The organism is Sphingomonas paeninsulae (assembly GCF_003660165.1).
In the GTDB taxonomy this organism is placed as follows: domain Bacteria; phylum Pseudomonadota; class Alphaproteobacteria; order Sphingomonadales; family Sphingomonadaceae; genus Sphingomonas_O; species Sphingomonas_O paeninsulae.
On sequence record NZ_CP032828.1, the window covers coordinates 367112 to 380216 of the forward strand.

Annotated in this window: 11 protein-coding genes and 1 pseudogene; 7 read left to right on the forward strand and 5 right to left on the reverse strand. The window is 58.4% G+C overall.

Annotated elements, in window-relative coordinates; genetic code table 11:
• Window positions 1-147: 147 nt before the first annotated feature.
• Window positions 148-1605 (reverse strand): CYTH and CHAD domain-containing protein, encoded by a 1458-nt coding sequence (locus D3Y57_RS02945; protein ID WP_121151192.1) that lies wholly within the window; start codon window positions 1603-1605, stop codon window positions 148-150.
• 119 nt (window positions 1606-1724) lie between these two features.
• Between D3Y57_RS02945 and D3Y57_RS02950 the strand changes: the two genes are divergently transcribed.
• Window positions 1725-3374 (forward strand): SulP family inorganic anion transporter, encoded by a 1650-nt coding sequence (locus D3Y57_RS02950; RefSeq protein WP_121151194.1) that lies wholly within the window; start codon window positions 1725-1727, stop codon window positions 3372-3374.
• The gene (locus D3Y57_RS02955) at window positions 3367-3981 is read left to right on the forward strand and encodes a ParB-like protein (protein WP_121151196.1); all 615 of its coding nucleotides are present in this window, start codon (window positions 3367-3369) and stop codon (window positions 3979-3981) included. Before D3Y57_RS02950 ends, D3Y57_RS02955 begins: the two co-directional genes overlap by 8 nt.
• A gap of 85 nt (window positions 3982-4066) precedes the next feature.
• On the opposite strand, the gene D3Y57_RS02960 is transcribed toward D3Y57_RS02955, so the two are convergent.
• The 3 genes and pseudogenes from D3Y57_RS02960 to D3Y57_RS02970 form a co-directional block, all read right to left on the reverse strand.
• Window positions 4067-5503, reverse strand: a complete 1437-nt coding sequence (locus tag D3Y57_RS02960) for an efflux transporter outer membrane subunit (RefSeq protein ID WP_121151198.1) — start codon at window positions 5501-5503, stop codon at window positions 4067-4069.
• A 5-nt stretch (window positions 5504-5508) separates the two neighbouring features.
• Window positions 5509-7042, reverse strand: a pseudogene (locus D3Y57_RS02965) (DHA2 family efflux MFS transporter permease subunit).
• A gap of 154 nt (window positions 7043-7196) precedes the next feature.
• Window positions 7197-8186 carry an HlyD family secretion protein gene (locus D3Y57_RS02970; protein WP_205590050.1) on the reverse strand — a complete coding sequence of 330 codons (990 nt, stop codon included), beginning with the start codon at window positions 8184-8186 and terminating at the stop codon, window positions 7197-7199.
• Between the two features lie 130 nt (window positions 8187-8316).
• On the opposite strand from D3Y57_RS02970, the gene D3Y57_RS02975 reads away from it, so the two are divergent.
• Window positions 8317-9252: a LysR family transcriptional regulator gene (locus D3Y57_RS02975; RefSeq protein WP_121151200.1), complete on the forward strand. Its 936-nt coding sequence runs from the start codon at window positions 8317-8319 to the stop codon at window positions 9250-9252.
• A gap of 382 nt (window positions 9253-9634) precedes the next feature.
• Window positions 9635-10489, forward strand: coding sequence for an N-acyl amino acid synthase FeeM domain-containing protein (locus D3Y57_RS20355; RefSeq protein WP_205590046.1), 855 nt, complete (start codon window positions 9635-9637; stop codon window positions 10487-10489).
• Here D3Y57_RS20355 and D3Y57_RS02985 read toward each other — a convergent pair.
• Window positions 10482-11063 (reverse strand): Crp/Fnr family transcriptional regulator, encoded by a 582-nt coding sequence (locus D3Y57_RS02985; RefSeq protein WP_162986909.1) that lies wholly within the window; start codon window positions 11061-11063, stop codon window positions 10482-10484. The two genes, D3Y57_RS20355 and D3Y57_RS02985, sit on opposite strands and share 8 nt — an antisense overlap.
• A gap of 24 nt (window positions 11064-11087) precedes the next feature.
• Here D3Y57_RS02985 and D3Y57_RS20000 point away from each other — a divergent pair, with 24 nt between their 5' ends.
• The 3 genes from D3Y57_RS20000 to D3Y57_RS02995 all read left to right on the forward strand — a co-directional run bounded on the left by D3Y57_RS20000 (window position 11088) and on the right by D3Y57_RS02995 (window position 12940).
• Entirely contained in the window at window positions 11088-11597 is a 510-nt protein-coding gene (locus tag D3Y57_RS20000; RefSeq protein WP_162986910.1) for a hypothetical protein, read from the forward strand.
• Between the two features lie 42 nt (window positions 11598-11639).
• Window positions 11640-12188, forward strand: a complete 549-nt coding sequence (locus tag D3Y57_RS02990; RefSeq protein ID WP_121151204.1) for an FxDxF family PEP-CTERM protein — start codon at window positions 11640-11642, stop codon at window positions 12186-12188.
• 248 nt (window positions 12189-12436) lie between these two features.
• Window positions 12437-12940, forward strand: a complete 504-nt coding sequence (locus D3Y57_RS02995; protein WP_162986911.1) for a hypothetical protein — start codon at window positions 12437-12439, stop codon at window positions 12938-12940.
• Window positions 12941-13105: the final 165 nt, after the last annotated feature.

A 13105-nucleotide genomic window follows, 5' to 3' on the forward strand; every position in this document is an offset into this window, starting at 1 on the left:
ACCGCCAGCCTCCGCGAAGAAGACCGCCGCGCGCCGCTCAACTCCGTCGCTCTTGTGATAAGCAGTCCCAGCAATGTGCACGCATCGGCATCGTGCTTAAGAGTTTTTGCCTTGTGGGGAACCGCCGACAGGGATTGACGAAGTACATCATCGCCAAAACGGCTTGGTATCGACCAGCGCATCATGGGCGTCGGCTGCGGCATCGAGTAGCTTGTTCTTATTGCCCTTTGCCAAAAGCGCTGCGACGTCAGGATCGTTCGCGAGCCCGAAAGCCTCAAGAACGCGGCGGGCTGTCGCAAGGTCGTTCAACCGACCGAGTTGGTCCTGCAATTCTTCAAGTGCAGCGATGAAGCGTTTATGGCGGCGTTTTTGCTTCTTGCCGTCGAACAGCGCCGCGAAAAACTCAGCCGCGTAGCGTAGCTTTTTGGCATCTTTACGCAGTTCGTGGCGAACCTCGTCACCGGCTTCGGACAAATCCCGCCCGTCTTTTTTAACACGCTTGCGGAGCCGATTGAGAATGCCACCCGCAAATTCGTGAACCGACCCGTCACGCAATTTCCGGGTGTCGGGTTCGTGCAGCCAACTACCGGTGCTCGTCCATTGCGCGAGATCGAGCATCACCTTCCGCACGCGACCAGAGGCGAGTGCGACCTCGACCTTGGAATAGGCATCTTCACGCGCCGTGCTCAGGCGATTGCGGAGCGGGCCGGGTTTCGACCGTTCCAGCAAGACATCAAGATTGCGCGCGTCGCCCAGTTCGGACGCAAGCCACCGCAAATCCTCGCGCAGAAGCAATTCGCCGGGGTGATCGAACAATAGTTTGAAAATCGAGAAAGCCGACCTCAGACGTCGGATCGCGACGCGCGCCTGATGAAGCGCTTCGGCATTGCGGTCATCGAGCAACACGGCCTCGTTCAATCGGAACTGGCGGATGCAGTTGTGGACGATCTGTTGAAAGGCCTGCGCGACGGTCAGGTCGTCGGTCAGCTTCACAGGCTCGGCCTTGAACACCGTGGCTATGGGTCGAGTAAGCCGGTAGCCGCGTTCAGACTTTGTCAGAACGCCAAGCCGAACGGGCGCAATCGCATCGATCTTGCGGGCGAGCTTGAACAGGGCTTCGGGGTCGCCCTGTTTGAGTTCGAGTTCAATCTCGCAAATTGCGGATCGGCGATCCTGTGCGCTGGCGTGACCAATATCCAGCACGGCCTCGATCACGGTGTCACCGTCGCGCACGTCCCATGTGCGCCGTTCGACGTGAACCTCGAACAGGGGAGCGATATCGCTGCACCCGACACCGACCAGCGCGCGTATCGGTGTCGTATCGTCGAGGACCGGAACGTCGTTCTTCAGGGTCTGTTCCCATTCCGAACGTGCGAACAGGCCAGCCGCACTCGCGCCATCGGCCTTCACCGTTTGGACGCGCTTTCCCATCGACAGCCGGATCCGCAAAGTGAGCCCCGCCTTTCGCAAGTGTTGGGTCGGGGTGTCGAAATATATCGCACGCTGTTTGGCCGTCGTCGATCCGCCGGGCAGCAGTTCCGAAGTCGCAATGATATCCGCAGCCTCAGGCGTGAGCGCGAGCTTCAGTTCAACTTCATCTGCCATTTTCGCTTGCTTCTTTCAAAGACTGCTAAATTTATAGATATGCTACTATGCGCATTCGATTACAGAAACGCGAAAAACCAACGGATGTGGAAGTGCAATGACGACTGCCAACATACCGCATGGATAAAAAGCCAAAACATACTTTTACAGCCGGGACGATTGCAGGCGACGCGATTGCGGGAGTTTCAGTTGCCGGGCTGATGTTACCCGAAGCGGTTGCTTATGCAGCGATTGCAGGTTTGGCACCGGGAAGGGCCATTGTCGCAGCGGTTGCCGGTGGGTTGGCCTATGCTGCTTTGGGTCGGAGCCGCTTTGCAATCGTCGCGCCGACATCGTCTTCGGCGGCCATTCTGGCGGCCGCCCTTGCGGCGATGCCGGGAACGGCAAACGACAAAGCGATGATGGCAACGGCGATCGTGGCGATCGTGGCGGCGCTGTTCGGCATTATCGCGCTGTTCCGGCTTGGAAGCCTTGCCGGATTTATCGCACGTCCGGTGCTGCGCGGGTTCGCTTTCGGATTGGCGATAACGATCATCTTGCGCCAGCTTCCCGGTCTGACGGGAGTACATGTTACCGCGTCGAACATCTTTTCGCTGGTTGGTATTCTGGCCTCGCGGCTTTCCGAAATGAGCATCTACAGCATCGCAATCGGCGGCGTCGCGCTCGCGGGAATACTTGCAATGCGGCGTGTGGGGAAACTGCCGGGGGCGCTGATCGTGCTGTGTTGTGGGATCGGCCTGGCATCGCTGGTCGACCTTCCATCGCATGGCGTCGCATTGGTTGGGGACATCGCGATAAAGCTCGATGAACCTGCAATCCCGACCTTCGGTTTTCAGACATGGTCGCATCTTGTTCAACTGGCGGTGCCGCTGACCCTGATCCTCTTCGCCGAAAGCTGGGGAACGATGCGCGCCCTGGCTTTGCGGCACGGAGACACATTGTCGGCCAATCGCGAACTGGGAGCGTTGGGCGGTGCAAATTTTGTTGCCGCTCTGGTGCAGGGGATGCCCGTCGGTGCGGGCTTTTCAGCAGGATCGGCCAGCGAAGCGGCAGGAGCAGCCAGTCGGCTTACGTCCGCGATTGCCGCACTTGCTTTGGGAGCACTGGTTCTTTTCGCGGGGCAAGCAGTCAGTCGCATTCCAGAGCCGGTTCTGGCCGCCGTGGTCATCGCGGCCCTGACGCACGCGCTTGCGCTCAGTCCGTTCAATCGACTGTTTCGGATTGATCGCGACCAGTGGATTGCGCTGGCGGCCGTGGCGGGTGTCATCGGGTTTGGCGTTCTCGACGGAATGCTGATCGCGGTCGCGCTGTCGCTCGGCGCACTATTACACAGGCTCAGCCGACCGACTGTCAGTGAATTGGGCCGGATTGGGACCAGCCATGATTTCGTCGACCTGGTGCGTCATGGCGATGCCAAGCCGGTCGCCGGGTTCGCGATATATCGTCCAAACGCGCCGCTGTTCTTTGCCAACGCCGACGCGGCCCTGAATGCCATCGACGCACTTGCCGTTCAGCACCCTGCGGGCACGCGGGTTATCCTCAGTCTCGAAGAAAGCAACGATCTCGACAGCAGCGCCCTCGAAGCGCTGGCAGAGTTCGGCAAGTTGATTCAAAATAGAGAGATGGTGTTGCGGCTCGCGCGGACGCATGATCGGGTGCGCGACCTGTTGGCAGCCGCAGGAATGGCTGAATTGGCAGAAGATGCAAATTTCAGCGTTGCCGATTCAGTCGACGCTGCCGAGGAAGAAAGGAACGTGGATCATGCGTAGTTCGATGGAGCCTCAGCTTAGCCCCGTGGCACTCACCGATTTAAGACCGACCCAAATGACCGTCGGGTTGATCGAGGTCGAACGCAAGCGGCACGGATGGCGCGCGCGTCTGGCGAGCGATGGTCCCGAATTCCTGGGAACGCACATGATCCCTGTCGTCATTGGTCCGAAACAGGTTCCGTGGATGATCGACAATCACCATCTCGCCCGCGCTTTATTCGACGAGGGCGTGAAGCATGTTCTGGTGAGCGTGGTCGCCCGGCTTGACCGGCTTGACCGCACGGCATTCCTGACGTTCATGGACAATCGCAACTGGCTTCACCCTTTCGATGCAAAGGGCGTGCGGCAACATTACGACGACATCCCGCGCAAACTATCGAAAATGGCGGACGATCCGTATCGCTCGATTGCAGGCGCGGTGCGGCGTGCCGGCGGCTATGCCAAAGATCTGACACCCTATTCCGAATTTCTATGGGCGGATTTTTTCAGGCATCGCATCGACGCCAAGCTTATCGGAAAAGATATCGACAAAGCCGTAACGAAGGCGCTGGCGTTGGCTCACGCCCCGCAAGCCAATCACCTTCCCGGCTGGTGTGGCTCGTCCTGAGGTGATGACTCCAGCATCGTGTGGTATGGCGTGCTGCTGCGCAAAAACGCTGAATAATGCACCATCAAATACCGGGACCAAACACCTAGCGAGTCCAGCCGCCTGCCGTCGCAACATACAACCGTGCGACGTTCAGATATTGCCGTGAGCGTGCGAGGACCAGATTGGAGCTGGCACGTTGGTAGAGCCGTTCCGAATCGAGCACCTGCAAGATCCCCGAATTGCCGACCTGGAAGCTGCGCCGCGACAATTGTAGCGAATGCTGCGCGACCGCCACGGACTGGGCCTGGGTCGCAACCGACTGTGCATCGTGTTGCAGCGCTGACAACAGATCCGCCACCTGCTGGAACGCCTCCAGCACGGTCTGCTGGTAGGTTGCGGCCGCCGCCTGTGCGCGGCTGACAGCGGCGGCGCGTTGTGCCTTCAACGTGCCGCCATGAAAAATCGGCGCGGTCAGCCCCGCGAAGAGGTCATAGCCCCGGAAACTATTCGTCACGAGATCACTGATTGCGGGGCCGGCCTGCGACAGTGTCGCCCCCAGCGAGATGTCGGGATACATCCTTGCGGTCGCTATGCCGATCTCGGCTGTCGCCGCGTGGAGGTTGGCCTCTGCCTGTAGAATGTCGGGCCGTTTGTGAACCAGTTCGGACGGGAGCGTCACCGGGATACCGGGAGTCAGCACCAGCTTGCTAAGGTCGAACTCGGTCACGCCAAGCTCGGACGGACTTACCCCCACCAGCACCGCGAGTAGATGGCGCGCCTCCTCCAACTGCTGATAGAACTGTGGGATGTCGCCCTGATCGGCGACGTATTGGCTCTGCGCGTTCAGTACCTCGACCAGTGTTCCCTCGCCGGCCTGCTTGCGCTTTTGGGTGAGGTCCAGATTGCGCTGATCCTCCTGAAGCAACATTTCCGCAGTGCTGATCTGCGCCCGGATTGCGGCGATCGAGAGCACTTGATTGACCACCTGGCCCGCCACCGTCAAATGCGCAGCCTCGGTGCGGCGCTGCTGTGCCTCGGCCTGGGCCCGCGCCTGCTCAACTTGACGGCGCACGCCGCCGAACAGGTCGAGATCGTAACTGATCCCGCCGCCGACGCTATAAAGATGGAAATCGGGATTACCGGCGAGCCCCAACGAAGATGATGAGAAGCCAAAGGTCGCGAGATTGGCCTGCTGCTGTTCGACCCGCGCGCTCGCATCGATTTGCGGCAGGCGCTTGCCAGCGATCGCGCGCGCATCGTGCGCGGCGGCGGCAAGCGTGGCGTCGCTGGCCGCCAGTGTCTGGTTGTGCAGCATCGCGCGATCGACCAGTGCGTCGAGTTCGGGAGAACCGAACGCCTGCCACCAGCGCGCTTGCGGACCGATGCCAAGCGTCGCCTGCGGGGTGCCCGCAACCGGCTCCTGCCGCTCGGTGGCACCGCGATAGTTTTCCGGGGTCGGCGTTGCCGGTCGTTGGAAATCGGGACCGACCGTGCAACCGGCAAGCGTCGCCGAAGCGAGAATGAGGAGGGCGAGACGCATAGGATTCAATCCAAATGAAGATGGAGGGTTTCGCCACCCGCAGACTGGCGCTTGTGGCGCATCAGCATCAGGAGCGGCATGACCGCCAGCGAAAGCAGGCACAGCAGCCAGAAGGCATCGATATAGGAGACCATCGACGCCTGGCGGCTGATCTGCGCGTTCATCGCTGCGATCATTTCGGGCGCGCTGAAATCAAACCCCGGTGCGTTCTGGGTCAGCACCGGATTATCGGGCCGAATGCCCTCGACCAGACGGGAATGCACCGCCGCCGAGTTGCGCACCGTCATCGCCTGCAGGATCGAGATACCCGCAGCCGAGCCAAGGCTGCGCACCAAAGTGAACATCGCCGCGCCCTCGTTGCGATAAGCGGGGCTGAGCGTCGCAAAAGCGATTGTCGCCAGCGGCACGAAGACGAGCCCAGTCCCAACTCCCTGAATAAAGCCCGACATGATCACCGGCATCTCGTCCATACCGAGCGAAAAATGCGCCATCCGGTACATCGACCAGGCCGCTAAGCCGAACCCGAGGAAGATCAGCAATCGCGGGTCGAAACGCTTCATCAGATAGCCACTGGCGGTCATCGTCACCAGCGTGCCCAAGCCGCGCGGCGCGGTGACCAGACCGGTGAGCACCACCGGATAACCCATCAGATTTTCGAGCATCGGCGGCAGCAGGGCCAGCACTCCGAACAGCAGCGTGCCGAGAAAAAAGCCGAGGATGCAGCCAATCAGGAAGTTGCGATCGCCGAACAGCGCCAAATCTATGAACGGCTTTTTTGCAGTTAGGGTGTGCGCCACGAACAAATAGCCGAAGAATAGCGCCGACGCGGCCTCAATGCTCACATCGATCGAACTGAACCAGTCGGCGGTCTGCCCGCGGTCGAGCATCAATTGCAGCGATCCTATCGACAGCGCGAGCATCGCAAAGCCGAAGAAGTCGAGCCGCGAGCGCTCTGCATCCTTGGTTTCCGTCAGCGACATTGTCAGGCCGATGAAGGCGAGGATACCGATCGGCAGATTGATATAAAATACCCGGCGCCAGTCGAGATTGTCGGTCAGCCAACCGCCCAGCGCAGGGCCGATGATCGGCCCGAGGATTGCTCCCATGCCCCAGACCGACATGGCACTGCCATGGCGTTCGGGCGGATTGATATCGAGCAGGATCGCCTGACTCATCGGCACCAGCGCCGCGCCGAATACGCCCTGCAACAAGCGGAAACCGACCAGTTCCTGCAGGCTGGTGGCAACACCGCACAGGCCGGACACGACCGTAAACCCGACAATCGAATAGAGCATCAGCCGCTTGCGCCCGAACCGGCCAGCCAGCCAGCCAGCCGGTCAGGGGAGTCATGATCGCAGCGGCGACGATGTACGACGTGAGCACCCAGGTGATCTCGTCAGCCGAGGCCGAAACGCTGCCCTGGATATGTGGCAGCGCGACGTTGGCAATCGTGCTGTCGAGCGAGTTCATGACAGTTGCCGCCATCACCGAGACGGTGATTAGCCGGCGAACTGCTGGCGCGGGGTAAGCATCGGTCATTGCGTCGGAGCGGGCGTCACCGAGCTCCCCGGACCGAATAGGTGGCGGACATGACCGGTGTCCACCGTCACTTCGACGCTGAGCCCAGCATGCAGCGGAATGCCCTGCGGCAAATGGTCGATCGAGAGCTCAATGGGGAGGCGCTGCACCACCTTCACCCAATTGCCTGCCGCATTTTCGGCTGGCAGCAGCGAAAAGCTATTGCCGGTGCCGGGCTGAAGCTGGTGACATGGCCGGTCAGCTTGAGATCGGGAAAAGCATCAATCGAGAATTTCGCTGGCTGACCGACGCGCATATAGCTGAGCTGGTTCTCCTTGAAGTTTGCCTCTACCCAAATCCGAACGCCTGCGAGCGTGAAAACCGGCTTGGCTGCAGTGACATAGCTGCCGACCTGCAACTGATTGACCTTGGTAACGATACCGTCCTGCGCCGCGCGCACCACGGTGTAGTTCAGGTTGAGCTGGGCGCGTTCGAGCGCTGCCTGCGCACGCTTAACAGCGGGCTGACTCGCCGAGGGAGCAGCGACGTTGCCTGACAGGGATGCCGCAACACTTTGTGCCTGCTGCTCGCTGGACTGGATCGCCTGCGCCGCATTCTGGCGATTGAGTACCGCCTGATCATATTGCGCCTGAGACGAAATTCCCTCAGCCAGCAATTCTTTCTGACGCGCGGCCTCGCGCGTCGCATAAGCCAGTTTGTCGCGCGCCGACTGGATGTCGGCTTGGCCTTGCGCGAAATTGGCACGCAACGACGCAACTTGGGTGTGGGCTGTCGCCAAAGCAGCGGCTGCTTCATCGACCGCCGCCTGATAGGGCGCGGGATCGATGCGGAAGAGCACCTGACCCGCCTTCACCTGCTGATTGTCATGCACCTCAACCGCAACGACCGGCCCGCTGACGTTGGCGCTGACCGCGACAAGCCCGGACTGAAAATAGGCATTGTCAGTCTCTTCATAACGTCCGCCATGCAAATAGAAGAAGAGCCCCGCGATCAGCGCCACCACCGGCGCCAGCAGCAATAGCGGCATGCGCAGACGGCGTCGCCGCGAAGATGGCTCGTCCACACCGGTCACGATCGGATCCGGTGTAGTCACAGGCACCGAATTCCCGATTTCGTCGCTGGCGTCGTTATAGTCGCGCGGCATGTCCACTCAAATTGGTCCTCTACCGTTGGGCGTCTGAGCTCTATGCTGCAATGCAACGGGAATACCTCACGTAAGCTGCATCTAACATAATTCCAGTGACAATCCGTCAGATCGTATATGAACCCTGTTCATGATCGACATCGACCTTAATTTGCTACGCGTATTCGACACGTTGATGGAGTTGCGCAGTGTCACCCGCGCCGCCGATCGGCTGTCACTCACTCAGTCGGCGATCAGCCATGCACTGGGGCGCCTGCGCATGGCGATTGGCGATAGCCTGTTCGTCCGCGGTCCAGGGGGATTGCAGCCGACCGCACGCGCGCTGGAGATAGCACCAGGCGTGCGCGAGGGGCTGAGCCGGCTGCGAGAAGCGATGGTGCCGACCTCGTTCGATCCAGCCGCCGCGGATCGGCGGTTCGTGCTTGCTGCCGGTACCTATTTCTGCGCGCTGCTGGTCCCACTGCTCGCCCAGCAAGTACGACACGAAGCACCTGGCGTGTCGCTCCGCGTCGTGGAACTCGCCGACGATCTGGTGGCGTCGCTCGACAGGGGATCGATCGACGTCGCGCTGGGCGCGTTCTCAAGAGTCCCCAATCGCATCGTCGTCGAGCCCTTGTATCATGAAGAACTGGTGTGGATCGCTGCTGCGGGTAATCCGATCCTCGACGGCCCGGTCGATGCGGAAACGCTTGCGGCACAACCGCGCGTCACAATCTCGGGCGGCCGCGAGTCCGGCCCGCGAGCGGGTATCGTCTCAGAAGGTGGGCTCGATCGGCAGGTGAATGTCGGCGCACCCGGCCCATGGCCGGAAACCGAGAGCGCCTCGGTCGTCTACGATTCGCAGACCGCGATCACGATGGTAATGCGAACCGACACAATTGCGCTGGTGCCGCGCCGTTCGGTGCTTGAGAAAATCGCATATGCACAGGTGGGGCTGTTGGAGACGGCGGATTCGCCACCGTCAGGAATCGAACTCTCAATGATCTGGCATCGCAAGCAGGGTGAGGATGACGGACTCGCTTGGTTACGTCGGCTGATCGTCGATGCCGCGCTGGAGTCGTCGTAGCTGGGCGCCGCTACCGAATGTAATCGCGTCGGAGCTGAGCTACGGTCAATCCTATCCCGCCAGAGCGAAATCGCCGCTGGGCAAGCTCATCATCGCTCAGATCCGTATCCACGGTGCAGCAAGTCAATGTGCCCCTAGCCGCACGCGCTTCCCGTTTTCGGCATCTATTCAATCGTGAACAACTCACGCAATGCCATATTGGCCGCCTGAGTTCTCTCTAAACTTTGTCGATCCGGTTGGTAGCACGGTTCGCCGCGACCTTCGCCATTTAAGGATGGATATTGCACCTGCGAAGGCCCTATCGAGCCGCAGTGTGAGCAGATTCACCGAACTTTAAGACTAACAGCGCAGGCTGTGCTTGGCTCGTGGGGAGCCGAGCAAAGTGGCGGGGGAAACAATGTCGCTATCGTTGCATAACCATAACGAACTCTATGCGAGGGGTCAATACCTCGCCAATACCGAAACGCAATACTCATCCGATGAGCTTCACGCGATCAAACTGCCGGGTAACGGCCCCGAAAATGCCAAAACAATCACAGTTCGTTTAGCGAACACTGATGGGCAACGCAATGCGGCCCGCATGTTGGTCAATAGGATGTACTCGTGGCGAGGCTATGGCGATAATCATCATATTCTGACTGCCGCAACAAAAACGACTTTCACCGTCTATGATGAATCAGAGATTGTCGGAACTCTGACACTCGGTGTCGACTCCGATAAGGGATTGGTAGCTGACGAAATATTTTCCGAAGAAATAGACGCCTTTAGATACCTGCCAAATACGAAAATTTGCGAACTTACCAAACTCGCTTTCGATACAGCCGTACCTTCTAAACCATTACTTGCTTCGTTCTTCCATATAATTTTCATCTATGGCAACCGCTGTCACCAGTGCACAGACTTGTTCATTGAAGTGAACCCGCGTCATCGGCGATTTTACGAGGCGATGCTGGGGTTTCAACGTATTGGCGACCTCAAAATAAACAAGAGTGTAGATGCACCAGCACAACTCATGTGGCTCAAGGTCTCAGAGATTCGAAAGCAAATTGACCAGTATGCAAATGGTGCCGCGCGAATGAACGCCCGCTCGCTCTACCCATTTTTCTTCTCACAACGAGAGGAGGCCGGCATCTATGCCCGCCTTGCTGGCGATGTTTCATGCGTACCGACCCCGACCGACCTCGCCTATTGGAATTTCGGCATACCTCCATCTTCGAACTCCGCGACACTCACCTAGGCGTCACTTTTTCAGACTTTCCCGTCTCATCCGAAACAGCAATCAGCAGGAAATGCGGATCGAATTCCGCAATAGTGGAGAGGCGTTCCCAATCGTCGACGAGGATCATATGACCGCGTTTACGGATAAGCCCATCCCGCTTCAACGACTGCATCGTTCGATTGACGTGAACGATGCTAAGACCAAGGGCGTCAGCGATTTGCGCCTGCGCAATCATACTGGGAAACTCAGTTCGGGTGGCAAGCCCAGCCTGCTCCATTCGAACACCCAATTCGCAGAGCAAATGAGCCAAACGCCCACGGGCGTCCCCTCGCCCCAACTTGCTTACCCATTTCGCACAGATCGACGCATCGACCGTGGTGTCCAACCAGAAAGCCAGCGCTATGGCTGGATGGATCGCAGCAAGAGCGCGCAGTTCGACGATCGGGATAAGGAGTACTGTGGTAGCGGACAGCGCCTCTAGCCCTAACCAAGCGTCCGGCCAGACGACTGAATGGAGATTACATATGTCTCCGGGAAGGTGCAGCGCGGTGATCTGCCGATGACCATCCGCTATCTGATCGAAACGGCCCACGACCCCCTGCACAATTAAGCAGGCATGGCTGATGGCTCTGCCGGACGAAACGATGTCGTGATGAATGTTCGCCCGGGCAACGCGACCCTTCAAATTAAGAATGGCCGTATGCTCTTCGAGAGAAAGTCGCGAGTGGCGAAGGAGACGCGCCAGAAATGGTTTAAGAGCAAATTGATGGACGGTAGAGATCTCGCTCCCTTGTTCGTCCGCACCATCAAAGTCGAATTCATGCTGCATCTTGGTCCACCCAGATGCATTGGGACGTATTTCCAGCGATCGGCTTCGCGGCAGGAAAGCACCTTACAAATCTTAAAGAATGCGATGGTTGACGCTTTGCCAAAGCCTACACTTTCTAAAGAGGAAGTCATGCGATGTCCGTATTATGTAAGGTCGCTCCAACGAATTCCAAAACCCGGCTTGGCTACTCAACTCCCTCAAAATGCGTTGCAAAATGGTACAGCCGATAAAGTTTACCGAAAATTAACCTATGTAATGGAACCGCAGAATTTTTGCGACATTAATGCCCGGAGATAAACCACTCGGGCGAGGACACCCGAAATCAGGAAGGCTTCTCATATGCGACGCTTACTCGTTTCAACGGTCGCCGCGGTTGCTGCATTCGCAGTAGCGCCAGCTCAGGCTCTCACTTTTCCAGCAGGAGGATTTTTCAACACCTCGGCTGGACCGGCAGGGACATTCTCGGGTTTTTTCGGAAATAGTGGAATCGCTTCTGGTTTGTTTACAGACACTTACACTTTCACGCTGCCAACCGATGGTCTTGGTAGCGGTTCAGTGACGACAAGTACGAGCTTCGCGCTTGGTATAACGGATCTGGATTTTAGTTCGGTAACGATCAACGGGATCACTGCACCGATCAGTTATAGCAACTCTGGTTTAACAGAGACTGCCTCTGCCAGCTTTATCCCAATTACCATGCTGGCGTTGAACACTATTACCATAAGCGGGACTTCGCGCGGTGACGGTTCGTACGGGGGCCAGCTAACCTTTGTCCCAACGTCGGCTGCACCCGAGCCCGGAACATGGGCCATGATGATCCTCGGTTTTGGTATTGCTGGCGCGGGATTACGCTATCGGCGTCGCAGCACCAAAATTTCATACGCTTAAACCACCTGAAAGCTTAGGACGCCGTCGACTGAAGTCGGCGGCTACCCTATCTGCTAAGTTGACGTTAGTCGTTGGGCTAGACGAAGGTTGCAGCGTGCCGTTGTCTTCACTTTAGTGAGTGGGGCTTTTGGCGAGCACGGGACACCGGGAAAACTGTACAGCAGTCGCGCCCATGCATTCGACGGAGACAATTGGTGACGCGGACAATCACGAGGCTGTTCGACTGCGATGCGGACGCCAAGAATGCGGTGCGCAATCTCGAAATAATTGGGATTCCTAGACGCAATATCATCGTCGTTCACGATTGCGACCGGTCGATGGAACGCGAGACGAAATTAGACAATGGTGACATCGACCATGTGGTGCGGATTTGGGCGGCGGCTGGTCTCGGCATAGGAATTATCTCAGGATTAACAATTCTGGCTTTTTCCGGTCTCACCTCTGTTATTGGAACGGCCTCGTTCCTGGCCATATCGGCCTTAGGCTTTTTCGGCGGAACCGCGACCGGCACCATAACGTCCGCTTTGAGGGTCATGGATGGGGGCTTCAATGTTTGTCATGATGGCCTTTGTTCTGGAACGACACTCGTAAGTGCCCGTTTCGAGAATGAAGCCATCGATCAGGGCCGCGAAGTCTTCGAGCGGCGCAGATTTGTCCGCGGGAGCGACGCAGGGTCAGCGATAAATCGGAAAGTTCGCGCGAGCCGCTATCGCGATGAGAAACAGGCCTATGAACTGGATCAAGCTGCTTAAAACGCTGTTCTCCGCAAGCGGTCTCAGCCAGCCATGCTTATATACTGCTTAATTCCCGATTTCTTAGCTGAACGTTTGTGAGGACTGGCGCCCGATCCCGCAAGATTGAGACTTGAGGAGTATTGCCGAGGCATTCTCGGCACGATGCATCCGTTGCGACGGCCT

Coding starts and splice junctions, on each gene's coding strand:
- D3Y57_RS02945 (WP_121151192.1), bottom strand. CDS start 1,605: ATGGCAGATGAAGTTGAACTGAAGCTCGCGCTCACGCCTGAGGCTGCG.
- D3Y57_RS02950 (WP_121151194.1), top strand. CDS start 1,725: ATGGATAAAAAGCCAAAACATACTTTTACAGCCGGGACGATTGCAGGC.
- D3Y57_RS02955 (WP_121151196.1), top strand. CDS start 3,367: ATGCGTAGTTCGATGGAGCCTCAGCTTAGCCCCGTGGCACTCACCGAT.
- D3Y57_RS02960 (WP_121151198.1), bottom strand. CDS start 5,503: ATGCGTCTCGCCCTCCTCATTCTCGCTTCGGCGACGCTTGCCGGTTGC.
- D3Y57_RS02970 (WP_205590050.1), bottom strand. CDS start 8,186: ATGCCGCGCGACTATAACGACGCCAGCGACGAAATCGGGAATTCGGTG.
- D3Y57_RS02975 (WP_121151200.1), top strand. CDS start 8,317: ATGATCGACATCGACCTTAATTTGCTACGCGTATTCGACACGTTGATG.
- D3Y57_RS20000 (WP_162986910.1), top strand. CDS start 11,088: ATGGCTGATGGCTCTGCCGGACGAAACGATGTCGTGATGAATGTTCGC.
- D3Y57_RS02990 (WP_121151204.1), top strand. CDS start 11,640: ATGCGACGCTTACTCGTTTCAACGGTCGCCGCGGTTGCTGCATTCGCA.